The 22,703-nt window shown below is 65.1% G+C and carries 23 protein-coding genes; 16 read left to right on the top strand and 7 right to left on the bottom strand.

Annotation, left to right across the window (positions count from 1 at the left end):
- Nucleotides 1–149 precede the first annotated feature (149 nt).
- Nucleotides 150–362 (top strand): 30S ribosomal protein S21, encoded by a 213-nt coding sequence (gene rpsU / locus CLU88_RS01450; protein WP_007833691.1) that lies wholly within the window; start codon nucleotides 150–152, stop codon nucleotides 360–362.
- A gap of 192 nt (nucleotides 363–554) precedes the next feature.
- Nucleotides 555–1,001, top strand: a complete 447-nt coding sequence (locus CLU88_RS01445) for a GatB/YqeY domain-containing protein (protein WP_099655073.1) — start codon at nucleotides 555–557, stop codon at nucleotides 999–1,001.
- A gap of 155 nt (nucleotides 1,002–1,156) precedes the next feature.
- Here CLU88_RS01445 and CLU88_RS01440 read toward each other — a convergent pair whose 3' ends face one another.
- Nucleotides 1,157–2,128, bottom strand: coding sequence for a DMT family transporter (locus tag CLU88_RS01440; RefSeq protein WP_099655072.1), 972 nt, complete (start codon nucleotides 2,126–2,128; stop codon nucleotides 1,157–1,159).
- On the bottom strand, nucleotides 2,125–3,060 hold the full coding sequence (locus CLU88_RS01435; protein ID WP_233205341.1) for a LysR substrate-binding domain-containing protein: 936 nt from the start codon (nucleotides 3,058–3,060) through the stop codon (nucleotides 2,125–2,127). The genes CLU88_RS01440 and CLU88_RS01435 overlap by 4 nt, the downstream gene beginning before the upstream one ends.
- A gap of 97 nt (nucleotides 3,061–3,157) precedes the next feature.
- Between CLU88_RS01435 and CLU88_RS01430 the strand changes: the two genes are divergently transcribed.
- Complete coding sequence (locus CLU88_RS01430) at nucleotides 3,158–4,246, top strand: tartrate dehydrogenase (RefSeq protein WP_099655070.1); 1,089 nt, start codon at nucleotides 3,158–3,160, stop codon at nucleotides 4,244–4,246.
- Nucleotides 4,247–4,340: 94 nt separating this feature from the next.
- Here the strand turns inward: CLU88_RS01430 and CLU88_RS01425 are convergent, their stop codons facing one another.
- Nucleotides 4,341–4,958 (bottom strand): TetR/AcrR family transcriptional regulator, encoded by a 618-nt coding sequence (locus CLU88_RS01425; RefSeq protein ID WP_233205340.1) that lies wholly within the window; start codon nucleotides 4,956–4,958, stop codon nucleotides 4,341–4,343.
- A gap of 100 nt (nucleotides 4,959–5,058) precedes the next feature.
- On the opposite strand from CLU88_RS01425, the gene CLU88_RS01420 reads away from it, so the two are divergent.
- From CLU88_RS01420 to CLU88_RS01410, 3 genes are all read left to right on the top strand, one after another.
- Complete coding sequence (locus tag CLU88_RS01420; RefSeq protein WP_099655069.1) at nucleotides 5,059–5,562, top strand: HPP family protein; 504 nt, start codon at nucleotides 5,059–5,061, stop codon at nucleotides 5,560–5,562.
- A 248-nt stretch (nucleotides 5,563–5,810) separates the two neighbouring features.
- On the top strand, nucleotides 5,811–6,599 hold the full coding sequence (locus CLU88_RS01415) for a MetQ/NlpA family ABC transporter substrate-binding protein (RefSeq protein ID WP_099655068.1): 789 nt from the start codon (nucleotides 5,811–5,813) through the stop codon (nucleotides 6,597–6,599).
- A 502-nt stretch (nucleotides 6,600–7,101) separates the two neighbouring features.
- Nucleotides 7,102–7,983: a LysR family transcriptional regulator gene (locus tag CLU88_RS01410; protein WP_099655067.1), complete on the top strand. Its 882-nt coding sequence runs from the start codon at nucleotides 7,102–7,104 to the stop codon at nucleotides 7,981–7,983.
- Here the strand turns inward: CLU88_RS01410 and CLU88_RS01405 are convergent.
- Nucleotides 7,980–8,912: a LysR substrate-binding domain-containing protein gene (locus tag CLU88_RS01405; protein ID WP_099655066.1), complete on the bottom strand. Its 933-nt coding sequence runs from the start codon at nucleotides 8,910–8,912 to the stop codon at nucleotides 7,980–7,982. The genes CLU88_RS01410 and CLU88_RS01405 overlap by 4 nt on opposite strands.
- Before the next feature lie 142 nt (nucleotides 8,913–9,054).
- On the opposite strand from CLU88_RS01405, the gene CLU88_RS01400 reads away from it, so the two are divergent.
- The 7 genes from CLU88_RS01400 (at nucleotide 9,055) to CLU88_RS01370 (ending at nucleotide 17,576) form a co-directional block, all read left to right on the top strand.
- Nucleotides 9,055–10,044 carry a tripartite tricarboxylate transporter substrate binding protein gene (locus CLU88_RS01400; RefSeq protein ID WP_099655065.1) on the top strand — a complete coding sequence of 330 codons (990 nt, stop codon included), beginning with the start codon at nucleotides 9,055–9,057 and terminating at the stop codon, nucleotides 10,042–10,044.
- Nucleotides 10,045–10,121: 77 nt separating this feature from the next.
- Entirely contained in the window at nucleotides 10,122–11,651 is a 1,530-nt protein-coding gene (locus CLU88_RS01395; RefSeq protein WP_099655064.1) for a UxaA family hydrolase, read from the top strand.
- Nucleotides 11,652–11,754: 103 nt separating this feature from the next.
- The gene (locus CLU88_RS01390; RefSeq protein WP_099658555.1) at nucleotides 11,755–13,224 is read left to right on the top strand and encodes an NAD-dependent succinate-semialdehyde dehydrogenase; all 1,470 of its coding nucleotides are present in this window, start codon (nucleotides 11,755–11,757) and stop codon (nucleotides 13,222–13,224) included.
- 95 nt (nucleotides 13,225–13,319) lie between these two features.
- The gene (locus CLU88_RS01385) at nucleotides 13,320–14,324 is read left to right on the top strand and encodes a tripartite tricarboxylate transporter substrate binding protein (RefSeq protein ID WP_099655063.1); all 1,005 of its coding nucleotides are present in this window, start codon (nucleotides 13,320–13,322) and stop codon (nucleotides 14,322–14,324) included.
- 92 nt (nucleotides 14,325–14,416) lie between these two features.
- Nucleotides 14,417–15,583 (top strand): exo-alpha-sialidase, encoded by a 1,167-nt coding sequence (locus CLU88_RS01380; RefSeq protein ID WP_099655062.1) that lies wholly within the window; start codon nucleotides 14,417–14,419, stop codon nucleotides 15,581–15,583.
- Between the two features lie 143 nt (nucleotides 15,584–15,726).
- Nucleotides 15,727–16,686 (top strand): D-isomer specific 2-hydroxyacid dehydrogenase family protein, encoded by a 960-nt coding sequence (locus tag CLU88_RS01375; protein WP_099655061.1) that lies wholly within the window; start codon nucleotides 15,727–15,729, stop codon nucleotides 16,684–16,686.
- Nucleotides 16,687–16,769: 83 nt separating this feature from the next.
- Complete coding sequence (locus CLU88_RS01370) at nucleotides 16,770–17,576, top strand: aldolase/citrate lyase family protein (RefSeq protein WP_099655060.1); 807 nt, start codon at nucleotides 16,770–16,772, stop codon at nucleotides 17,574–17,576.
- 192 nt (nucleotides 17,577–17,768) lie between these two features.
- Here CLU88_RS01370 and pmbA read toward each other — a convergent pair whose 3' ends face one another.
- Entirely contained in the window at nucleotides 17,769–19,202 is a 1,434-nt protein-coding gene (gene pmbA / locus CLU88_RS01365) for a metalloprotease PmbA (protein ID WP_099655059.1), read from the bottom strand.
- 64 nt (nucleotides 19,203–19,266) lie between these two features.
- Here pmbA and yjgA point away from each other — a divergent pair, with 64 nt between their 5' ends.
- The 3 genes from yjgA to CLU88_RS01350 are packed head-to-tail and all read left to right on the top strand — an operon-like array spanning nucleotide 19,267 to nucleotide 20,949.
- Complete coding sequence (gene yjgA, locus CLU88_RS01360) at nucleotides 19,267–19,932, top strand: ribosome biogenesis factor YjgA (RefSeq protein ID WP_099655058.1); 666 nt, start codon at nucleotides 19,267–19,269, stop codon at nucleotides 19,930–19,932.
- The gene (gene mog, locus CLU88_RS01355; protein ID WP_099655057.1) at nucleotides 19,925–20,533 is read left to right on the top strand and encodes a molybdopterin adenylyltransferase; all 609 of its coding nucleotides are present in this window, start codon (nucleotides 19,925–19,927) and stop codon (nucleotides 20,531–20,533) included. The genes yjgA and mog overlap by 8 nt, the downstream gene beginning before the upstream one ends.
- Nucleotides 20,534–20,592: 59 nt before the next feature.
- A complete protein-coding gene (locus CLU88_RS01350; protein WP_099655056.1) occupies nucleotides 20,593–20,949 on the top strand; it encodes a PilZ domain-containing protein in 357 nt (118 codons plus the stop codon).
- A 68-nt stretch (nucleotides 20,950–21,017) separates the two neighbouring features.
- Here CLU88_RS01350 and cysE read toward each other — a convergent pair whose 3' ends face one another.
- Nucleotides 21,018–21,797 carry a serine O-acetyltransferase gene (gene cysE, locus CLU88_RS01345; protein ID WP_099655055.1) on the bottom strand — a complete coding sequence of 260 codons (780 nt, stop codon included), beginning with the start codon at nucleotides 21,795–21,797 and terminating at the stop codon, nucleotides 21,018–21,020.
- Nucleotides 21,798–21,830: 33 nt separating this feature from the next.
- Nucleotides 21,831–22,652 (bottom strand): RNA methyltransferase, encoded by an 822-nt coding sequence (locus tag CLU88_RS01340; protein ID WP_099655054.1) that lies wholly within the window; start codon nucleotides 22,650–22,652, stop codon nucleotides 21,831–21,833.
- Nucleotides 22,653–22,703: the final 51 nt, after the last annotated feature.

Genomic DNA, 22,703 nt, shown 5'->3' with positions numbered 1-22,703 from the left:
GCAAAAAATAAAAGGCTATAATCCTCGGCTTTGCTGGCATCACCCCGTCGGCCAAATACTAGTTACAGACGGGGAACCCGCCACGCACGGTCTTCAGGCCCGATCTCCTGGAAACCCTCTGCCGGCACACTTTTGGAAAACATTAGCTAATGACTACGATCCGCGTAAAAGAAAACGAACCCTTTGACGTTGCACTGCGTCGCTTCAAGCGCACCATTGAAAAGCTGGGCCTGCTAACCGACCTGCGCGCCCGCGAGTTCTACGAAAAGCCCACAGCAGAACGCAAGCGCAAGAAGGCAGCCGCCGTGAAGCGCCACTACAAGCGCGTTCGCAGCATGCAGCTGCCCAAGAAGCTGTACTGATCGTTGCCGGCCCTGGGCCGACACACAACCCGCGCTAGGGACGCCAAGCGCGGGTTTTTTGTTTTCAGGATTTGCACAAAGCCACTTCAGCGTCGTTGCGCCGCCTTGCCGTAGCTGAACTACTGTCTGCGGCGACGCGCCTAGCTGAAGCGGCTTTGTGCAAATCCTGTCGCTAACCTTTAGGAGATAACGATGAGCCTGAAAGCCCAAATCACCGAAGACATGAAAACCGCCATGCGCGCCAAGGACAGTGAGCGCCTGGGCACCATTCGCCTGCTGCAAGCGGCCATGAAGCAAAAGGAAGTGGACGAACGTGTGGAACTGGACGATGCGGCCATCGTCGCCATCGTGGACAAGCTCATCAAGCAGCGCAAGGACAGCATTGCCGCCTTTGAAGGCGCCAACCGCCAGGACCTGGCCGACAAGGAAAAGTCTGAAATGGTGGTGTTGCAGGCCTATTTGCCCGAGCGCATGTCGGCCGAAGAGACCCTGGCCGCTGTCAAGGCCATCGTGGCCGAGCTGGGCGCCGCAGGCCCGGGCGACATGGGCAAAGTGATGGGCGTGGTCAAGACCCGCCTGGCAGGCAAGGCCGACATGGGCCAGGTGTCTGCCGCTGTGAAGGCTGCGCTGGCAGGCTGATCGCCCTCGAGCACCCGCACATTCGCTACTAAATTAATAGCTGCTCGCGCTTGTTAATCAAGCGCTAGCAGCTATTTTTATATGTAAACGCAGCGCTCCTGGCCTACAGAACCCGTTCATAGAAGCACGGGCGGTGCGACCTACCTCAAACCACCTCACCCCAAGAGCAACGCACACCCCAGCACCGCCATGGCAGCCCCCACCCAAGCGCCCCAGGCCGGGCGCTGCCCGGTGCGCCACCACAGCAGGGGCAACAGCAGCACGGGCGACACCGACGACAGCATGCCCACCAGCCCGGCGCTGCCGTGCTGCAGGGCCTTGAGGATCAGCGTCATGCCCACGGCCATGGCCAGGGTGGCACTGGCAAAGGTGTAGGCCAGGTCGCGCCACTGCAGGGGCGACTGCACCCGCGCCATGGGCAAGCCTGCGCACCACAACAGGGCATGGCACGCAAAGCCAGCCGTCATGCGCACGGCCGATGCGGCCACCGGGTCGAGCCCCGCCGCCATGGCGGGCTTAAGCACCAAGGTGCCCACCGATTGCCCCAGGGCCGACAACACCCCCAGCGCCACACCCACCGCCAGTTGGCCCTGGGTGGATTCGAGCTGGTGTGCCACGCCACCGCGCTTGCCAAACGCAATGGCGCCCATCACACCGCCCACCAGCAGCACGCCGCCCGGCAAGGCCCAGCCTTTGAGCGACTCGTCCAGGAACAGCGCCGCCAACACCACCGTGAACAGCGAATGCGTGGCAAACAGCAAGCCCGAACGGCGCGGCCCCAGCCGGTTCATGCAGGCGAACAGCGCCGTGTCACCCACAAAGATACCGATCACGCCCGACAGCACCAGCAGGCCCACAGCATCCCAGGCCACGGCACCCCAAGCCCATTCGCCGGCCACCCCCGGCCCCGCACCCAAACCGCCCTCCGCCAGACTGCGCCAGCTGCCCGTGGCCAGCGCCATGCCCCACAGCAGCACGGCCGCAAACACCATGCGCCAGCGGGTAAAGGCAAACGCCCCCATGCGTGCCGACGCGGCTGCAGAGAACAAACTGGCCGTGGCCCAAGTGGCTGCAGCCAACACGGCGAGGCTTTCGGGCGGCAGCCAGCCAGACCATACGGGGCTCATGCGCCGCCCTCCCCAGCCTGCAGCCCGGCATCCCAAGGCCTGCGGCGAAACTGCTCCTGCAAAAACTCCACACACACCCGCACCTTGGCCGAGCGTTCCAGCCGCGTCGGGTACACGGCCCAGATGTTGGCCTCCTGCTGCCAATCCGGCAGCACCTGCACCAGCTGGCCCCGCTGCAGCAGCGGCCCCACATCCCACAGCGAGCGCAGCGCAATCCCGCGCCCATCCACCGCCCACTGCACCACCATCTCGCCATTGTTGGCCGACAAGGGGCCACGCACCTTCACCGCTTGCTCTTGCCCCGCATGGCGCAGGCGCCACACGCCAAAGGGATGGTCGCGCTCCTTGATCACCAGGCAGTCGTGGCTGGGCAGCTCGGCCAGCGTGCGGGGCGTGCCCCGCCGCGCCAGGTAAGCCGGGGCAGCGCACAGCACGCGGTGGTTGTCGGCCAGGCGGCGGGCAATCAGGTGCGGGGCGATCTCGTCACCCACGCGCACGTCCAAGTCAAACCCCTCACCCGCCACGTCCACCAGCCGGTCAAACACCTCCAGCCGCACCTGCAGGCTGGGGTGGCGCTCGACCAGTTGCGACAGCACCGGCGCCACCACGCTGCGGCCAAAGCCAAAGCTGCAGCTCACCCGCAGCAGGCCACGCGGCTCGGCGCGGGTCACGGCCACCTCCTGCAGCAGCTGGTCCATGTCGTCCAGAATGCGCTGCGCCCAATGGAAAACGCGCTCGCCCTCCTCCGTCACGCTCACGCGGCGGGTGGTGCGGTGCAGCAGTTTCACGGCCAGGTCTTCCTCCAGCAGGCGGATGCGCTTGCTGACAAAGGCGGGCGAAGCGCCCAGCTCTTGCGCCGCCTCGGCAAAGCTGGCTTTGCGCACTACCACGGTGAACACCCGCAGGTCGTCGGGCGAAGGATTTTTATGCACGATGTGTAAACAATCAGACCACAGAGCGCTGATTGTATTTGCTGGCATTCTCGCCAAAAATGCAGCCACTGCCCAACTTGATTGCCCAAGGAGACCTATGTCCAAGACCTACCAAATCGCCGTATTGCCCGGAGACGGCATCGGCAAAGAAGTGATGCCCGAAGGCCTGCGCGCCATCCAGGCCGCCGCCGCCCGCTTTGGCTTTGAGCTGCAACTGCACACCTTCGAGTGGGCCAGCTGCGACTACTACGCCCAGCACGGCAAAATGATGCCCGACGACTGGAAGGCACAACTGTCCGGCATGGACGCCATCTTCTTTGGCGCCGTCGGCTGGCCCGCCACCGTGCCCGACCATGTCTCGCTGTGGGGTTCGCTGCTCAAGTTCCGCCGCGAGTTCGACCAGTACATCAACCTGCGCCCCGTGCGTTTGTTTGAAGGCGTGCCTTGCCCCCTGGCAGGCCGCAAGCCCGGAGACATCGACTACTACGTGGTGCGCGAGAACACCGAGGGCGAGTACACATCGCTTGGCGGCATCATGTACGAAGGCACCGACCGCGAAATCGTCATCCAGGAATCGGTCTACTCCCGCCACGGCGCCAACCGCCTCTTGAAGTTCGCCTTCGACCTGGCCCAAAGCCGCCCCAAAAAGCACGTCACCCTGGCCACCAAGAGCAACGGCATCGCCATCAGCATGCCCTGGTGGGACAAGCGTGCCGACGACGTCGCCAAGGACTACCCCGAGATCACGCTGGACAAGCAACACATCGACATCCTGACGGCCCGCTTTGTGCTGCAGCCCGGGCGCTTTGATGTGGTGGCCGCCACCAACCTGTTTGGCGACATCCTCTCGGACCTGGGCCCCGCCACCACGGGCACCATCGGCCTGGCCCCTTCGGCCAACCTCAACCCCGAGCGCAACTTCCCCAGCCTGTTCGAGCCCGTGCACGGCTCCGCGCCTGACATCTACGGCAAGAACATTGCCAACCCGATTGCGATGATCTGGTCGGGGGCGCTGATGCTGGACTTCCTCACGCAGGGCCAGGGTGCGGGGCGCCAGGCGCACGATGCGATCGTGGGTGCGATCGAAGAGACGCTCAAGGGTGGGCCGCGCACGCCGGACCTGGGGGGCACGGCCAACACTACGCAGGTCGGTGAGGCTATTGCGGCTTTGATCGCCAAGGGTTAAAGCCAAACCCGCCGCAGCCAAGCCACCCGGCAGCTCCGGCTAAGGCCAGCGATTGCCGCTGGCCTTGTGCAAACAACAGCCCAGCAGGCGCCAACTAATGCGCCTGCTGCGCAGACGCAGCCCCCCACAGCGCTCGCAAAATGCCCTGCAGCACCGCCAGCGCTGGCGCGGGCTCCTTGGTCATCTGCACGCGGACGATGGCACCGTCTACCGCCATGGCCGCCGCATCCGCCAGGGCGGTGAATGCAGGCCCTGAGGGCAGCCGGGCCGCAATCGCATCGGCCATGTCCTGTTTGTGGCGCAACGAGACCTCAACGACCCAGGGCCCCAGCCCCTCGGCCTCCGCCACACCATTGATAAAAGCGCAGCCCCGGTATTCAGGCATCTCAAACCAGGCTTGCAGCGCCTGCAGCACGCATTGCAACGGAAAGTCGCTGTCCGATGGCGCATCTGCCAAAGCGCCCTTGAACCACTGCATCCACAAGGCATGCCGATGCTCCAGGTAGGCGGCCACCAGATCGTGCTTGCTAGGGAACTGGCGGTAGAAGGTGACCTTGGTGACATGGGCCTCGCCAATGATCCGGTCAATGCCAGTGGCGCGGATCCCCTCCCGATAGAAAAGCGCATGCGCAGTGTGCAGGATGCGCTCGCGCACGCCCATCGCGGCCAGGTCGGCGTCTTTGCCTTGCAAAGCAATCAACAGATGTGTCATGGACCACATGGTAGACAAATCTGTCTACAACGGCTAGCATTCCATCATGTAGACAACTCTGTCTACATGATGGACATACCGTGATGACAAGGAACCCCACATGCTGATCCAAAAACTGCGCGGCCAGGGCGCCGCCCTGCCTGCCCGCCCACCGCTGCGGGCCATCGCCCTGGCATGGTTAGGGGGCGCCCTGGCCATCGCCACGGTGGCACTGGCAGGGCAACAATGGGCGCTGTCACTCATCCTGGGCTCGTTCGGCGCGTCGTGCGTGCTGGTGTTTGGCTTTCCCGACGTGCCCTTCTCTCAGCCCCGCAACGTGGTGGTGGGGCACTTTTTAAGCTCCCTCATTGGCCTGGTGTTTCTGCAATGGGCGGGGCCGCATTGGTGGGCCATGGCACTGGCCGTGGGCACCGCCATTGCCGTCATGATGTGGACGCGCACCGTGCACCCACCGGCCGGGTCCAACCCCGTCATCATCTTTTTGGCGCAACCCACATGGGACTTTCTGTGGTTCCCCACGCTCACGGGCGCTGTGGTGTTGGTGCTGGTCGCGCTGCTGTACAACAACCTGACCCGCCCGGGGCGCTACCCCCAGTACTGGTAAGCCACCGCCCATCGTGTGCCGCCGCGCGACCAAATGCTCCTGATTTCATAGCTGTCAGCGCTTTTAGGATAAGCGCTGAGGCCAATTTTTGCCTCAAATCAACAAAAGCACTTGTCGAAATAAGAGGCCGCATCGTTATATCGATATGAAAATAAAAACCTGTGATGCACCAAACCAGGGAATTAAACTTTGCAACAGCCCGGCCCCACCGCCGGAAGTCATCTCCTCTCTTTGAAAGACACATTGCAATGCTGAAGAAAGCCCTTTCCGCACTGGCCATCGCCACCCTGGCGCTGAGCGCTCAGGCCGCTGACGTGGTCCTGAAGGTGGCCGCGTCCTCCGTGCCGCACGCCGAGATCCTGAACTTCGTGAAGCCCCAGCTCAAGGCCGAAGGCATCGACCTGCAGGTGCGTGAATTCAGCGACTACATCCAGCCGAACGCGGCCGTGGAAGACAAGCAGCTCGACGCCAACTACTTCCAGCACCAGCCCTACCTGGACAGCTACAACAAAGACCGCAAGAGCAGCATCGTCGCCGTGCCGAATGGCAAAGTGCACATTGAGCCCTTCGGCGCCTACTCCAAGAGGATCAAGGCCGTGAGCGAGCTCAAGGAGGGCGCTCTCATCGCCATCCCGAACGACCCCTCCAACACCGGCCGCGCATTGCTGCTGCTGCAGTCCCAGGGCCTGATCGAGCTGAAGGATCCCAAGAACATCACAGCCACGCCGATCGACATCGTCAAGAACCCCAGAAACCTGAAGTTCCGCCAGCTCGAAGCCGCCTTGCTGCCCCGTGCGCTGGACGATGTGGACCTGTCCCTCATCAACACCAACTACGCCATCGAAGCCAAGCTGAACCCCTCAAAGGACGCGCTGTTCCTGGAGTCCGGCGATTCGCACTACGCCAACTTCATCGCCGCCCGCAAGGACCGTGCGAACGATGCCAGCATCCAGAAGCTGGTGAAAGCACTGCACACGCCTGAAGTGAAGAAGTTCATCCAGGACAAGTACAAGGGCGCGATCATCCCCGCCTTCTGAGGATCAGGGCAGGTGGCCTTGCGGCCCCTCCTCCCCCCGCAAAAAGCGCTGCCTCGGCAGCGCTTTTTTCTTGGCGGCACATCGCCCACAAACAATCGACCAGCCGCGTCGCCACCGGCATCGCCCACTGCCCCTGCAATGTGACAAGGCCCACGGGCGGCCAACCCACCGCCGACGCCCGCCGCACGGGTGTCGCGGCCACCATGGCCCCCTCACCCCCCACCCGGTGGCACCCGAAATTGCGCGGTGACACGTTGCTCTGCCCGGGCCAAGGCGGCCGCAGCGCGTGCCAGCCAACCCCGCCATGTGGCGCCTGCAGGCCAATGCCTGCGCGGCGCCAGGGCTTGGCCTGAGGAGGGTGCCGACGGCGGGGCCTGTTCGGCGGGATCGGCGGAAGACGTCAAAGGAAGTGGCTTCATGGAGCAGCATGCTCACGCTGCGCAAAACATCTGTAAAGTTGAATTAACTGACAATTCAATTCACAAATACTGATGTCACGCCCATGCGCAACCTGAACCTCGACCAACTGCAAACCCTGATTGCCATTGCCGACCTGGGTACCTTTGCGGCGGCCGCCCAGGCGCTGCACCTGGCGCCACCCACCGTAAGCCTGCACATCAAGGAGCTGGAGTCGCGGCTGGAGGCAGAGCTGGTGGTGCGTGGCCGCCGCCAGGCGGAGTTAACGCCCGCCGGGGAGGTGCTGGTGCAAGAAGGCCGCCAGTTGCTGCAGGCCGCAGACGACCTGGTGGAGCGGGTGCGCCGCCGCGCCTGCGGGCGCGAGGGCGTGGTGCGGGTGGGCGTGTCGGCCGGGGTCAGCACCCGGCTGCTGCCGCGCATGCTCGAAGCCCTGGCCCAACGCAGCCCGGGCGTGGAAATCCGGCTCGAAGCCGTGGGTTCGGCCGAGTCGATGCAGCGGCTCAAGGCGGGCTCGCTCGATATAGGCATCGTTGCCAGCCCGCAGCCCCCCGTGCCCGAGGTGCGCCAGATGCCTTGGCGCACCGACCCCATGGTGGCCCTGCTGCCCGCCGCATGGGACGCCCCCGAGTTCGTCACGCCCGACTGGCTTGCCACGCGCCGATGGGCATCGTTTGCCCCAGCCACGCAGATGCACGGGCTCATTGCCAGCTGGTTTGGCCAGGCGGGGCACCACCCTCGCCCGTTCCTCGCACTGAGCTACCCCGGCGCGCTCAAAAGCCTGGCCGCCGCGAGCCAGTGCGCAGCGCTGTTGCCCATGGAAGAAGTGCAGGACCAGCAAGACGCGCCAGACGTGCACGTGCGCCACCTGCGGCCCCAGCTCATGCGCCCTATGGCCATCGCGCACCGCCACCAGGCATCAGCCGCCGTGCAGAGCGTGTTGGGCTTGCTGGCGGAGTTTTCGGGTTAAGTGCCTCGCGCCACCTCGCGCAAGCACTCCACCAACTGCGTGGTCACCGGCGTCACGCGCTGCCCGCGCAGCGTGATCAGGCCCACGGGCGGCAAATCCACCGGCACGGGCAGCTTGAGCACCGCCACCATGCCCTGCTGCGCAAAGTGCGCCGCCACGCTGCGCGCCATGAAGGCCACGGCGCCACGCTGCTGCAAGAAGGTGATCTGCGACAGAAACGACGCCGACTCGACCACATCTGCCGGGGGCAGCAGGCCGTGGGCAAAAAACTGCTGCTCCAGCTTGACCCGCAGGGACGCCCAGGGCGGCGGCATCACACAAGGCTGTGCGGCAATGTCGGCCCACTGCACCTTGCGTTTGCCCGCCAGGGGGTGGCTGGGGTGCGCCACGGCGGCCATGGGGTCGTCGTACAGCGCCTCGGTCTCCAGGTCGGGCGAGGCGTAGCCGGGCTCCAGGCGGCCCACAAACAGGTCCAGCTCGCCCAGGCGCAGCTTGGGCAGCAGGCGGGTCAGGTCGCCCTCGTCAATCAACACCGTGGTGCGGCTGGAGCGGGCCTTGAGCCGCTCTACCGCCGGCGCCAGCAACACGGGCGTGGCGGCCACCATGGCGCCCACGCTGGTGCGGCCGATGGCGCCGCTGGCTTCGGCCGCAATCTCGTCGCGCGTGCGGTCAAACCCCGCCAGCACCGATCGGGCAAAGCGCACCACACTGGCACCCGCCGCCGTGGGCTCGGTGCCCCGGGTCGATCGCTCAAACAGCGGCAAGCCAAACATGGACTCGATCTCGGCCAGGGTTTTGGAGACCGCAGGCTGCGTGATCGACAGGAATTCGGCCGCCCGGCCCAGGTGCCGGAACTGGTCCAGTGCCACCAGCATTTGCAGGTGGCGCAGCTTGAGGTTGCTGCGCAGTACGCGGTCGATCTGTGCCATGGCGTGACTCCCTTTTTACAGTTTTTTGCCCAGTTTTCTTCATAACCTAAATGCAATGAAGACAGTCTATATTTTCATTAGATTGTTATGCAGCATTTCTCAACAATGGGTACCAACAACATAAAAACCCACGGAGACAAGCATGCAGACCCCACGCATTGCACGGCGGCGCTTCGTGCTCGGCGCCTTGAGCGCCAGCGCACTGGCCACCACATCGGGCAACCTCTTCTCGCAAGCCTGGCCTGAGCGCCCCATCACCTTCATCTGCCCCTGGCCCGCAGGCGGCACGGCCGACCAGTCCATGCGCGCACTGTGCACCGTGGCCGGGCGCATCCTGGGACAAAGCATTGCGGTCGAGAACAAGGTGGGTGCCTCTGGCATGATCGGCTCCAAGGCGCTGGCATCGGCCAAGGGCGATGGCTACACCATCGGGCAAATCCCGATCTCGGTCACGCGCTTCTCGCAGCTGGGCACATTGCAGGCAGACCCCCGCAAAGACTTCACCTACATCGCGCGCACCTCGGGCCAGACCTTCGGCATTGCGGTGCCTGCCAACTCGCCCTTCAAGACACTCAAGGACTTCGTGGCCTACGCCAAGGCCAACCCCGGCAAAGTGAGCTACGCCCACGCGGGCGTGGGCGGCGCCACACATGTGGGCATGGAAGAGTTCGCCAGCGTGGCGGGCATCCAGCTCAACCACGTGCCCTACAAGGGTGGCGCAGAGGCGCTGCAGGGCGTGCTGGGCGGCCATGTGGATGCGCTGGCCGACTCCAGCTCGTGGGCGCCGCATGTCGAAGCGGGCAAGCTGCGCCTGCTGGCCACCTGGGGCGAGCTGCGCACGGCCCGCTTCAAGGACGTGCCCACCCTGCGCGAGCTGGGCTACGACGTGGTGGTGGACGCCCCCAACGGCATTGGCGCCCCCAAGGGCCTGGACCCCGCCATCGTGGCCAAGCTGCGCGATGCCTTCAAGCAAGCGGTGGCCAGCCCCGAGTTCAAGTCGGTGATCGACAAGCTCGATGCGCCGCTGCTCTATCTGGACGGGCCCGACTACGAAAAATACGTCAACACCGTCTACCAAAAAGAGACCGTGTTGATCGACAAGCTGAAGCTGCGCGAGCTGATGAAGAGCTGAGCGCAAGGTGACGCACGAAGCCCCAGCGCCCAACGCGGGGCGCTGCCACGTTCAGGCCCCCATTGATGAAAGCCTCCATGTCCCGCACCGATAGCACCCTGCTGCACCTGCACCCCAACGACAACGTGCTGGTTGCCAAAACCGCCCTGGCCCTGGGCCAGGACATTCCGGAGCTGGGCCTGCGCACCCGCGCCCAGGTGCCCGCCGGGCACAAGATTGCCGCGCGCCGCATTGCGGCAGGCGAGCAAGTCAAGAAGTACGACACGGTGATCGGCGTGGCCACCCGCGACCTGGAGCCCGGCGACTACGTGCACAGCCACAACCTGCAGCTGGTGGACTACTACCGTGACCCCGCCTTCGGGGCCGATGTGCAACCCGTTCAGTATGTGCCCGAGGCCGAACGCGCCACCTTCCAGGGCTTTGTGCGGCCGGGCGGCGGCGTGGGCACACGCAACTTCATCGGCATCCTGTCGTCGGTGAACTGCTCGGCCACCGTCATCAAGCGCATTGCCGCGCACTTCACACCCGAGCGGCTGGCCGCCTACCCCAATGTGGATGGCGTGGCAGCCTTTGCCCAGACCAGCGGCTGCGGCATGTCCTCGCCCAGCGAGCACTTTGATGTGCTGCGCCGCACCCTGGCGGGTTACGCGCGCCACCCCAACCTGGCGGGCGTGCTCATCGTGGGCCTGGGGTGCGAGCGCAACCAGGTCGATTCGCTGGTCGATTCGCAGGGGCTGAAAGAAGGCAAGCTCATGCGCACCATGGTGATGCAGGACGTGGGCGGCACCCGCGTGACCATCGAGACAGGCATCCGCGCCATTGAAGAAATGCTGCCCATCGCCAACGAAGCACGGCGCACCACCGTGAGCGCCAGCCACCTCAAGATTGGGCTGGAGTGCGGCGGCTCGGACGGTTTCTCGGGCATCACCGCCAACCCCGGCCTGGGCGCGGCCATGGACATCCTGGTGCGCCACGGCGGCACCGCCATCCTGAGCGAGACGCCCGAAATCCACGGCGTGGAGTTCATGCTCACCCGCCGCGCCATCACCCCCGAAGTCGGCCAGAAGCTGCTGGACCGCTTGGCCTGGTGGGAGAAGTACACCGCAGGCCAGAACGCCCAGTTCAACGGCGTGGTGGGCCACGGCAACCAAGCGGGCGGCCTGGCCAACATCTTTGAAAAATCGCTGGGCAGCGCGATGAAGGGCGGCACCACTCCGCTGCGCGCCGTGTACGAATACGCCGAGCCCATCACCGAAAACGGCTTTGTGTTCATGGACTCGCCGGGCTATGACCCTGTGGCCTCCACCGGCCAGATCGCCAGCGGTGCGCAGCTCATCTGCTTTACCACCGGCCGTGGCTCCATGTTTGGCAGCAAGCCCGCGCCCACCATCAAGCTGGCCAGCAACACGCCCATGTTCACGCGGCTGGAGGAGGACATGGACATCAACTGCGGCGTGGTGATTGACGGCGAGTGCACCGTGGCCGAGCTGGGCCAGCGCATCTTTGACCAGATCCTGCGCCATGCCAGCGGCGAGGAAACGAAGAGCGAATTGCTGGGTTTGGGTGATCACGAATTTGTGCCGTGGCACATGGGGATTGTCAGCTAACGCCACGCCCATTCACTATCAAAACAATAGCTGCTAGCGCTTATTAGATAAGCGCCAGAGCCCCATTTCACTCAAACCCATGTCCGCCACTCCTTCCCCGTCTCTGCCCCTGGCCTTCACGCGCACCGACCTGATCCGCAGCGCCAACTTCATCGCCGGCCAGTGGACTGCCTTCACTGGCCCCCGCCTGGATGTCACCAACCCCGCCACCGGCGCCGTCATCACCTCCGTGCCCGACTCCGGTGCGCCTGAAGCCCTGGCCGCCCTGAATGCCGCCCATGCTGCCTTTCCCACCTGGCGCAAAGTCCCCGCCAAGCAGCGCGCAGCCATCATCAAGCGCTGGAACGATCTGGTGCTGGCCCACCAGGATGATCTGGGTGCGTTGATTTCGCTGGAGCAAGGTAAGCCTTTGGCCGAAGGCAAGGGCGAGGTGGCCTATGCCGCCAGCTACATCGAGTGGTTTGGTGAAGAAGCCACGCGCATGAATGGCGAGGTCATTCCGGCCCCGGTGCCCGGTCGGCGCATGTTTGCTTTGAAGGAGCCTGTGGGCGTGGTCGCTGCCATCACCCCCTGGAACTTCCCCGCCGCCATGATCGCCCGCAAGATCGCCCCGGCCCTGGCAGCAGGGTGCACGGTGGTGTGCAAGCCTGCCGAGGACACGCCGCTGACGTCTTTGGCTTTGGTGCAGTTGGCCCATGAGGCAGGCGTGCCTGCGGGTGTGCTCAACATCGTTACCGCCTCACGCCAGAACACCCCTGCGGTGGTGGATGTGTGGCTGGACGATAGCCGGGTGCGCAAGATCACCTTCACCGGCTCTACTCCTGTGGGCAAGCACCTGGCCCGGCGCAGTGCCGACACGCTCAAGAAGCTGTCTCTGGAGCTGGGGGGCAATGCACCTTTCATCGTGTTTGACGATGCCGACCTGGATGCGGCCGTGGACGGCCTGATGGCGGCCAAGTTCCGAAACGGTGGCCAGACCTGTGTCTGCCCGAACCGGGTGTTTGTGCACCGCAGCGTGTTTGACACCTTTGCCGCCAAGCTGGCGGCCAAGGTGGCTGCCCTCAAGGTCGGCCCGGCCAGCGACCCGGCTTCGCAGATCGGCCCCATGATCAATGACCGGGCGGTGGAGAAGATCGAGCGGCATGTGCAGGACGCTGTGGCCAAGGGGGCCAAGGTGCTCACCGGGGGCCAACGCCTGGCCCACCTGGGGCCCAACTACTACGCCCCCACGGTGCTCAGCGGAGCGGATGCCAGCATGGCCTGTGCGTGTGAGGAGACCTTTGGGCCGGTGGCGCCGCTCACGGTGTTTGACGATGAGGCCGAAGTGGTGGCCCAGGCCAATGACACACCGTTTGGGCTGGCGGGGTACTTCTACAGCCAGAACGTCAAGCGCATCTGGCGGGTGGCCGAAGCCCTGGAGACGGGCATCGTCGGCATCAACGAAGGGGCGATTGCGGCGGAGGCTGCGCCGTTTGGGGGGGTGAAGGAGTCAGGCTACGGCCGCGAGGGCTCGACCCATGGGCTCGACGATTACCTGCACACCAAGTATGTTTGTCAGGGGCTGCTGGACTGAGACATCGCAGCCCCCAAAACAATCCGTCTGATAACCCACAGGGCAGACGGCAAAAAAGGTCACTAGAACCGTTCACAACCAAAGGAGACAAGACCATGAGCATTCAACAACACGCCAAACACATCACCCGCAGACCCCTGCTGGCCGCCCTGGCAGGCATGGCACTGGCGGGCGCCATGCCCCTGGCGCACGCGCAGCCAGCGGCCTTCCCGAGCAAGCCCATCACCATGGTGGTGCCCTACCCTGCCGGGGGTGCCAACGACATGCTGGGCCGCCTGATCGGGCAGAAGATGGGCGATGCCCTGGGCACGGCGACCGTGGTGGACAACAAGCCCGGCGCGGGGGCCCTGCTGGGCGCCGGCATTGTGGCGCGCGCCCCGGCCGACGGCTACACCCTGCTGGTGGGCGGCCTGGCCACCCACGCGGCCAGCCCCAACTTGCTCAAGGCCGACTACGACCCGCTCAAGGACTTCGAGCCCATCGGCATGATCGGCAGCGCGCCCATCATCGTGATCACCGCCACCGACTCGCCCTACAAGACGCTCAAAGACGTGGTGGATGCCGCCCGCAAAGACCCACAGGCCATCATGTATGGCTCGTCGGGCAATGGCTCGCCCCTGCATTTGGCAGGCGAGCTGTTCCTGTCGATTGCCAAGGTCAACATGACCCACATCCCCTACAAGGGTGGTAACGCACACATCATCGATTTGATCGGTGGCCGCGTGCCGGTGATTTTCGACACCGCCACCAACTCCATGCCCCTGCTGCGCGGCGGCAAGGTGCGTGCGCTGGCCGTGGGCAGTGCCAAGCGCCTGCCCGATCTGCCGGATGTGCCCACCCTGGCCGAGCTGGGCTACCCACAGTTCGAGTTCTCGGCCTGGTACGCCCTGTTTGCGCCCGCCAAGACCCCTGCCGACGTGAGCGCCAAGCTCTCTGCCGCGCTGGCCAAAACCCTCAAGCTGCCTGAAGTGGCCAGCAAGCTGGGCGAGCTGGGTGTGTCGGTGGGCAATGGCAACGCCAACGAGCTGCGCTCCTTCTTGCCCGCGGAATACCAGCGCGTGGGCAACCTGATCAAGACCGCCAAGATCAAGGCCGACTGACGACCACGCCCTCCCGGCCCCTCAACACCGGGAGGGACCGCCTGCGGCAACGCAGGCCATCAAGACACCCCCTTGCCCCTTTGGAGACCCCCATGCCCGACGGCCTGCTGCAACAGCACCCCGATGACGCCACCCGCCAGGTGGCCGACCTGCCCTCTCCCCGCGTTCAGGCCCACGCTGCCAATTTGATGGTGCTGGGCGATGGCGCCCTGGCCTGCGTGTGGTTTGGCGGCTCGATGGAGGGGCGCTCGGACATTTCGGTCTTCATGTCGCGCCTAGCACCCGGCGCCCAGCAATGGTCCGAGCCCGTGCAGCTGTCGCACGACACGGAGCGGTCTGAGCAAAACCCCATCCTCTTCCCAGCGCCCGATGGCACGCTGTGGCTGCTGCACACCGCCCAGCTCTCGGGCCACCAGAACACTGCCGTGGTGCGCGTGCGCCGCTCTGCCGACCACGGCCAGACCTGGTCGGCCACCGAGACCCTGGCCGATGCTCCCGCAGGCACTTTTGTGCGCCAGCCCATCCATGTGCACCACGATGGCAGCTGGCTGCTGCCCGTGTTTTATTGCCGCGCTGAAGCAGGCCAGCCCTGGGATGGCAGCCATGACGACAGCGGCGTGCTGCGCTCCACCGACCAGGGCCGCACCTGGCAGCGCATCAGCGTGCCCGGCAGCCTGGGCTGTGTGCACATGAACATCGTGCCTTCGGCCAATGGCCAAAGCCTGCTGGCGTTCTTTCGTAGCCGCTGGGCCGACCACATCTACCGCACCCAAAGCGACGATGGCGGCCTGACCTGGCAAACGCCCCAGCCCACCGTGCTGCCCAACAACAACTCGTCGGTGCAGGCGCTGCGCCTGGCCGACGGGCGCCTGGTCATGATCTTCAACGCCAGCAGCGCCGCCAACGCCACCGAGCGACGCGAGTCGCTGTACGACGAGCTGGAAGACACCGGCGAAGGCGCCCAGGGTGCCACCGTGGCCGCCCCCGCTGCCCGCAAGGCCTTCTGGGGCGCACCGCGCGCACCCATGACGCTGGCGCTGTCGGCCGACGACGGCCTGACCTGGCCCTGGCAGCGCAACCTGGAAGTGGGCGACGGCTGGTGCATGAGCAACGACTCCGAGCAAGACCGCAACCGCGAGTACTCCTACCCCTCGCTGCGCCAGGACGCCGATGGCACGCTGCACCTGGCCTACACCGTGTTCCGTCAGCACATCCGCCACGTGCGCCTGCAGCCCGACTGGGCTACACAACAACCCTGAAACTGTTGCTTGGGCTTGAACTCACTTGAACCGTTCACGCTGAGCTTGTCGAAGCACTGCGCAAGGCCTCGACAAGCTCAGCCTGAACGGATATTTCAAGCGCAAAGAGGCCGAATCGACAGCATGAACCCAACACCCACCACATGAGCCCAAACCCCTTTCACGTCCTCGTTACCGCCGCGCACTGGGCGGCTGAAGCCCAGGCGCTGGTGCATGCCGCAGGCGGCCAGATCCACTTCATGGCCGAACCCATCACCGAAGACCACCTGATCGCACGGCTGGCCGAGACCGGCGCCCAGGTGCTGTTGGTGCGTGGCATCAAGCCCGTGAGCGAGCGGGTGCTGCAGGCATCCCCCGCCCTGCGCCTGGTGGCCAAGAACGGCGCCGGGGTGGATGGCATTGACCTGGACGCCGCCCGCGCACGCGGCGTGGCCGTGGCCGTGGCCCCTGGTGCCAACGCCCGCGCCGTGGCCGAGCATGCGGTGGCGCTGATGCTGGCCCTGACGCGCCAGCTGCCGCTGCTGGACCGCATGGTGCGCGCGGGCCAGTGGGCCCCCAGCACCTGGCAGGGGCGCGATTTTCGCGATGCCACGGTGGGCATCATTGGCTACGGCGCCATTGGCAAAGGCACGGCGCAACTGGCCGCCGCGCTGGGTGCGCGCGTGCTGGTGCTGCGCCCCCACGGCCAGGCCGATGGCTTTGCAACCGAGCCCGACCTGCACCAGTTTCTGCCCCAGGTGAACATCCTGAGCCTGCACTGCCCGCTGACCGACAGCACACGCAACCTGATAGGCGCTGCAGAGCTTGCATTGCTGCCCGAGGGCAGCATCCTCATCAACACGGCGCGCGGCCCGGTGGTGAACGAAGCCGCGTTGATCAATGCCCTGCAAACCGGCCACCTCGAAGGCGCAGGCCTAGACACGTTCGACACCGAGCCCCTGCCCGCTGGCCACCCGCTGGCCCAATTGCCCAACGCCTTGCTAACGCCGCATGTGGCCGGCGTGACCCAAGGGGCATCGCTGAGGGTGTCCACCATCACCGCCCAAAACATCGTGGACCACCTCACCGGCCCAGGCGCGCCCGCGCAGCACCGGGTGGCGTGACAATCCCAAGAGCAAAGACCCAACCCCTTCCGAGCCACCCGCACTGACTGCACAGGCTCCAAGCCCCTTTCATCCCACGCACCATGCCAGCCCACAACCCCTTCAAAACCGCCCTGGCCGAGCGCCGCCCGCAAATTGGCCTGTGGCTGTCGATGGCCGACCCGTACCTGGCCGAAGCCGCTGCCACCACGGGCTACGACTGGCTGTTGATTGACGGCGAGCACGCCCCCAACGACCTGCGCAGCACCATGGGAGCGCTGCAGGCGGTGGCCTCGCACCCCTCGCACCCCATCGTGCGGCTGGTGGAAGGCAACACCGCGCTCATCAAGCAAATGCTGGACATCGGCGTCAAAACCCTGCTGGTGCCCATGGTGGACACGGCAGAGCAAGCGCGCGGCATTGTGGCCGCCACGCAGTACCCGCCGCTGGGCATTCGCGGCGTGGGTAGTGCGGTGGGGCGCTCGTCGATGTGGAGCAGCCGCAGCGACTACCTCTCGATTGCCGACGACGAAGTCTGCCTGCTGGTGCAGGCCGAAACCGTGACCGCCCTCACCAACCTGCAGGCCATTTGCGCGGTGGACGGGGTGCACGGCGTATTCATCGGCCCGGCCGACCTGGCTGCATCGATGGGCCACCGAGGCAACCCTGGCCACCCCGAGGTGCAGGCCGCCATCGAGGGCGCCATGAAGACCATCATCGCCAGCGGCAAGGCCGCCGGCACCCTCACCTCGGACCCCGTGCTGGCCCAGCGCTACCTGGACCTGGGCTGCACCTTTGTGGCCGTGGGGGTGGATGTGCTGATGTTTGCCAATGCAGCACGCAAGCTGCGCGGGCAGTTTGCTGGGGCCCAGGCTGCGGCAGCACCGGCCAAGCCCAGCGCAGGGTATTGAAGGATTGGCAAGCCCTCAGGCGAGTCATTAGAAGAAAATGGCCTCTAGCGCTTATTCAGCAAGCGCAAGCAGCTATCAAAATATGAGCAATTAGCTGCACACAAGGCACATCGGGCCTCCACAAGCGGCTCACACAAGAAAAAAGGCTCCTGGAACCCAGGAGCCTTTTTACGTGGGGCGTGAACGCCCGTATCAGCTGCCAGCCACCTTCATGCGGTTGACCAGGATGGAGCCCACCGTCTTGGCGCCGTAGTTGTAGGCATCGGCGCCCACGGCTTCAATGCCCTTGAGCATGTCCTTGAGGTTGCCTGCAATGGTGATCTCGTGCACGGGGAAGGCGATCTTGCCGTTTTCCACCCAAAAGCCGCTCGCGCCGCGTGAATAGTCGCCCGTCACGTAGTTGACGCCCTGGCCCATCAGCTCGACCACAAACAGGCCCGTGCCCAGTTTTTGCAGCATGGCGTCAAGGTTGTCGCTGGCTTGCGTGAGGCGCGAGGTCATCAGCAGGTTGTGCGAGCCACCGGCGTTGCCCGTGGTCTTCATGCCCAGCTTGCGGGCCGAATAGCTGGAGAGGAAATAGCCCTCCACCCGCCCGCCCTTGACCACCTTGCGCGGAGCCACGCGCACGCCCTCTTCGTCAAACGGCGAGCTGCCCTTGCCGCCCATCACAAACGGGTCTTCCAGGATGTCGATATGCTTGGGGAAGACCATCTTGCCCAGCGAGTCGAGCAAGAAACTGCTCTTGCGGTACAGCGAGCCACCGCTGACAGCTTGCACAAACCCGCCCAGCAGGCCTGCGGCCAGGGTTGATTCAAACAGCACGGGGCATTGGGTGGTGGGGATCTTGCGGCTGCCCAGGCGGCTCAGGGCGCGCTGCGCGGCGTAGCGGCCCACGGCCTCGGGCGAGGCCAGGTCGGCCGCGTTGCGCATGGAGCTGTACCAGGCATCGCGCTGCATCTCGCCGTTCTTGCCTGGCAGCGATGCGATGGGAGCGACCGAGAAGCTGTGGCGTGAGCTGGCATAGCCACCACGAAAACCGCGCGTGTGGGCGCTGAAGAAATGGCTTTGCTGGGCCGACACGCCCGCGCCTTCGCTGTTGGTGATGCGGCGGTGCGTCTTGAGCGCGGCAGCCTCGCAGGCCTTGGCCATCTCGGCGGCGGCTTCGCTGGTGATGGCCCAAGGGTGGAACAAATCCAGGTCACGATGCGTATCGGGCGGGGCGATGTCTGCCGCATCGGGCAAACCAGCCACAGGGTCTTCGGCCGTGAAGCGGGCGATGTCATAAGCGGCCTGCACGGTCTGCTCGATCGCCTTGGTCGAAAAATCGGAGGTGCTGGCGTTGCCACGGCGGTGGCCGAGGTAGACCGTCACGCCCAGTGACTTGTCGCGGTTGCGCTCCACGTTCTCCAGCTCGCCCTTGCGCACGCTGACCGAGAGGCCGCAGCCTTCAGACGCCTCGGCCCCCGCATCGGTGGCGCCCAGCTTCTTGGCGTGGGCCAGGGCCCGGTCTACCAGCTCTTCAAAAAACGGGCGGCTGTAGCTGAAACCGCTGGCGGGTGCGTGGGAGGAGGCGGAAGCCTTGGCAACGGCCGGGGCGCTTTTCGCGCGGGTAGAAGGTTTATTCATAGCGGCGGCTATGATACTTGCCACTGTGGCGCACTCGCTGCCACCTCTCTCTTTGCCCCCACCCATGTCACGCAAACCCAAAAAAGGCTACTTTGTGCGAGGTCAATTCGTTGCCGAAGGCAGCGAAATGGACATCCAGCTCAAGGCCGAACTCAAAGGCACGCCCGATGCCAGCCGCACCGATCTCAAACGCGAAAGCGACGAACTGCAAGACCTGGGCAAAGAACTGCTGAGCCTGCGCTCGGACCTGTTTGATGCTGTGGGCCTGCCCGACAAGCTGGTGGATGCCCTGGCCGAGGCCAAGCGCATCACCAACTTTGAAGGCAAGCGCCGCCAGATGCAGTACGTGGGCAAGCTCATGCGCAAGCTGGAGCCCGAGGTGGTGCAGGCCGCGCGCACCGCGCTGGAAGAACAGCACAAGGGTTCGGCCTCAGAAAAACTGCAGCTGCACCTGGCCGAGCAGTGGCGCGACCGCCTAATTGTTGACGACGCCACCCTGCCCCTGTGGATGGACGAACACCCCACCACCGACACGCAGCAGCTGCGCGCCCTGATCCGCCAGGCCCGCAAGGATGCACCGCCCGCCGACAAGGCCGCGGTGTCGCAAGGCCTGGCGCCGCGCAAGGGCCGAGCCTACCGCGAGCTGTTCCAGCTGGTGCGCGAGCACCTGGGCGGCACCGGGCTGGAGCGCGAAGATGCGGCCGACACCGGGGCTGACGGCGATGAGTGAAGCAGCGAACCCTGGCCATGACGCCGTAAAAATCGGCATCGTCTCCATCAGCGACCGTGCCAGCACGGGTGTGTATGAAGACAAGGGCCTGCCCACCTTGCAAGACTGGCTGGGGCGCGCACTGCGCAACCCCGTCCACTTCGAGGCCCGCCTTATCCCCGACGAGCAGGACACCATCAGCGCCACGCTGATCGAACTGGTGGATGCCGGCTGCAGCCTGGTGCTGACCACCGGCGGCACGGGCCCTGCGCTGCGCGATGTGACCCCTGAGGCCACCCTGGCCGTGGCCCACAAGGAAATGCCGGGCTTTGGTGAGCAGATGCGCCAGATCAGCCTGAAATTTGTGCCCACGGCCATCCTCTCGCGCCAGGTGGCGGTGGTGCGGGGCCAAAGCCTCATCATCAACCTGCCCGGCCAGCCCAAGGCGATTGCCGAGACACTGGAAGGCCTCAAGGACGCCGACGGCCAACAGATCGTGCCGGGCATCTTTGCCGCCGTTCCGTACTGCATTGACCTGATTGGCGGCCCCTACATGGAAACGCGGGACGAAGTCTGCAAAGCCTTTCGCCCTAAAAACGCCCAACGCCCCCAGACTGCCTGAAGGGCCGCAGCCCGGCGCACTGCAAGCCCGGGCATGCGCCTTGAGTACCTGTTGACCGAATGACCGCCGCCCTCCCCCTTCCCTCGAACGACGAACGCCGCAATCACGAACGGCGCATCCTGCGGGTGCAGGCCGAGTTGCTCATCGCAGGCCGCGCACCCATGGCCGTGCGAACCATGGACATCAGCGAAGGTGGGATCAGCGTGCTCTGCCCCGTCAACCTGCCTGCGCGCACCGAGTGCACGGTGCGGGTGTCGCTGCCCATCCCACCCACAGGCCGCAAACCCGTAGAGTTGCGCGCCGTGGTGCGCTACAGCATATTGAGCAGCAGCGGTGGAGGGTTTCAGCTGGGGATGAGCGTGCCCATGACCGATGAATCCACCCGCGCGGCCATCACGCTGTACATCAAGAACTGAAGCAGCGGCCCTGGCCTGGCACTGCAGGGCCATCCGCTGCGCGGGCACGGGGTAGCACCCCGGCAGCGTTACTTGCCCACCAGCTCGGTAAGCTTGCCCGCCTCAAACTGCTCTTTGAGGGCCGCATCGCAAGGCACGCAGTCTTGCGTCTTCTGCATGGCCGACAGCTTCTCAATCGCCTGCCAAAGCAAGGCGATCTGGTGCTCTTGTGACGACGCGTTGTCGATCAGCCCACGCATGGCCTGCGACAGCGGGTCGTCCTCCTGCGTGATGCCGTAGGCCGTGAACTTGCGCTGCTGCTGAGGTTCGGTCACATCGGCGCTTTGGCCTTCTTTGGACGGGATGATGCGCGCCGGAATACCCACCGCCGTGGCGCCAGCAGGCACGGGCTTGATGACCACGGCGTTGCTGCCGATCTTGGCGCCATCGCCCACCTCAAAGCCACCCAGCACCTTGGCCCCCGCGCTCACCACCACGTCTTTGCCCAGCGTGGGGTGGCGCTTGGCGCCTTTGTACAGCGAGGTACCACCCAGCGTCACACCCTGGTAGATGGTGCAGCCGTCGCCAATCTCGGCCGTCTCACCCACCACCACACCCATGGCATGGTCGAAGAACACGCGCTCGCCAAGCTTGGCGCCGGGGTGGATCTCAATGCCCGTGAACCAGCGCGCAAAGTGCGAGATGAAACGCCCCAGCCACTTGAGCCCGTGCCCCCAGCACCAGTGCGCAGGCCGGTGCAACCACACGGCGTGCAGGCCGGGGTAACAGGTGATGACCTCCCAGGTACTGCGCGCTGCAGGGTCACGGTCAAGGATGCACTGGATGTCGGAGCGCAGGCGGGCAAACATGTTGGGCTTGTTTTTGGAATATGGAAATGCAGTCTAGCGCTTTGCCTGGGCGGCTTCGAGCATGGCTTTGGCGACACCACGCAGGATGTGGATTTCTTCGGGGCTGAGTTGCGCACGGTTGAAAAGCTGGTTCAGGCGGGGCATGAGCTTCTTGGGCGCAGCGGGGTCCAGAAAGCCGATGCCCGTCAGTGCCTGCTCCCAGTGGGCCAGCATGCCCGCCACCTGGGCCGCGTCGGCTTGCACGCGGGCAGGCGTCGCGTCTTGCACCGCAAAGCCGCCCAGCGCCTGGCGCCAATCGTAGGCAATGACCTGGATGGCTGCGCCCAGATTGAGCGAGCCAAAGCCCGGATTGGTGGGGATGGAGAGCGCCGCATGGCAGCGGTACACGTCTTCGTTGGTCATGCCAAAGCGCTCGGAGCCAAACAGGAACGCCACGCCGGTGTGCCCACCCGCTGGCGCCGGGCTGCCGCCGTCGGCCTCACCAGCCACTGCGCTTGAAGCATTTTCAGGCTGCAAGGCTTGTGCATCCAGCGCAAGGCGCTCTTGTTTCAATAGCATCTCAAAGTGCGCACGGGGCTCCACCGTGGGGGGGCCAAAGTCGCGCGGGGTCATGGCGGTGGCGCACAGGTGGCTGATGCCCTCCAGGGCTTCATCCAGCGTCGCCACGATGCGCGCCTTCTCCAGCACATCCAGTGCACCGCTGGCGCGCTGGATGGTTTCTTCCTTGCGCAGCACATTGGGCCAGCGCGGCGCCACCAGCACCAGGTCGTCAAAACCCATGACTTTCATGGCGCGGGCGGCGGCGCCCACATTGCCAGCATGGCTGGTGTTGATCAGGACAAAACGGGTCTTCATGAACGGGCTGCTAGGTAAAAATCCGGCGGTGCAGTTAAAATAGAAGGCTTA

It is taken from the genome of Acidovorax sp. 56 (genome assembly GCF_002749705.1).
Taxonomy (GTDB): domain Bacteria; phylum Pseudomonadota; class Gammaproteobacteria; order Burkholderiales; family Burkholderiaceae_C; genus Acidovorax.
Note: the sequence above shows the minus strand (reverse complement) of the source record. Positions and strands in the feature narration are given on the sequence as shown.

Bases quoted from the DNA above. Each gene is read 5' to 3' on its own strand.
- rpsU (WP_007833691.1), top strand. From the start codon at position 150: ATGACTACGATCCGCGTAAAAGAAAACGAACCCTTTGACGTTGCACTG.
- CLU88_RS01445 (WP_099655073.1), top strand. From the start codon at position 555: ATGAGCCTGAAAGCCCAAATCACCGAAGACATGAAAACCGCCATGCGC.
- CLU88_RS01440 (WP_099655072.1), bottom strand. From the start codon at position 2,128: ATGAGCCCCGTATGGTCTGGCTGGCTGCCGCCCGAAAGCCTCGCCGTG.
- CLU88_RS01430 (WP_099655070.1), top strand. From the start codon at position 3,158: ATGTCCAAGACCTACCAAATCGCCGTATTGCCCGGAGACGGCATCGGC.
- CLU88_RS01425 (WP_233205340.1), bottom strand. From the start codon at position 4,958: ATGACACATCTGTTGATTGCTTTGCAAGGCAAAGACGCCGACCTGGCC.
- CLU88_RS01420 (WP_099655069.1), top strand. From the start codon at position 5,059: ATGCTGATCCAAAAACTGCGCGGCCAGGGCGCCGCCCTGCCTGCCCGC.
- CLU88_RS01415 (WP_099655068.1), top strand. From the start codon at position 5,811: ATGCTGAAGAAAGCCCTTTCCGCACTGGCCATCGCCACCCTGGCGCTG.
- CLU88_RS01410 (WP_099655067.1), top strand. From the start codon at position 7,102: ATGCGCAACCTGAACCTCGACCAACTGCAAACCCTGATTGCCATTGCC.
- CLU88_RS01405 (WP_099655066.1), bottom strand. From the start codon at position 8,912: ATGGCACAGATCGACCGCGTACTGCGCAGCAACCTCAAGCTGCGCCAC.
- CLU88_RS01400 (WP_099655065.1), top strand. From the start codon at position 9,055: ATGCAGACCCCACGCATTGCACGGCGGCGCTTCGTGCTCGGCGCCTTG.
- CLU88_RS01395 (WP_099655064.1), top strand. From the start codon at position 10,122: ATGTCCCGCACCGATAGCACCCTGCTGCACCTGCACCCCAACGACAAC.
- CLU88_RS01385 (WP_099655063.1), top strand. From the start codon at position 13,320: ATGAGCATTCAACAACACGCCAAACACATCACCCGCAGACCCCTGCTG.
- CLU88_RS01380 (WP_099655062.1), top strand. From the start codon at position 14,417: ATGCCCGACGGCCTGCTGCAACAGCACCCCGATGACGCCACCCGCCAG.
- CLU88_RS01375 (WP_099655061.1), top strand. From the start codon at position 15,727: ATGAGCCCAAACCCCTTTCACGTCCTCGTTACCGCCGCGCACTGGGCG.
- CLU88_RS01370 (WP_099655060.1), top strand. From the start codon at position 16,770: ATGCCAGCCCACAACCCCTTCAAAACCGCCCTGGCCGAGCGCCGCCCG.
- pmbA (WP_099655059.1), bottom strand. From the start codon at position 19,202: ATGAATAAACCTTCTACCCGCGCGAAAAGCGCCCCGGCCGTTGCCAAG.
- yjgA (WP_099655058.1), top strand. From the start codon at position 19,267: ATGTCACGCAAACCCAAAAAAGGCTACTTTGTGCGAGGTCAATTCGTT.
- mog (WP_099655057.1), top strand. From the start codon at position 19,925: ATGAGTGAAGCAGCGAACCCTGGCCATGACGCCGTAAAAATCGGCATC.
- CLU88_RS01350 (WP_099655056.1), top strand. From the start codon at position 20,593: ATGACCGCCGCCCTCCCCCTTCCCTCGAACGACGAACGCCGCAATCAC.
- cysE (WP_099655055.1), bottom strand. From the start codon at position 21,797: ATGTTTGCCCGCCTGCGCTCCGACATCCAGTGCATCCTTGACCGTGAC.
- CLU88_RS01340 (WP_099655054.1), bottom strand. From the start codon at position 22,652: ATGAAGACCCGTTTTGTCCTGATCAACACCAGCCATGCTGGCAATGTG.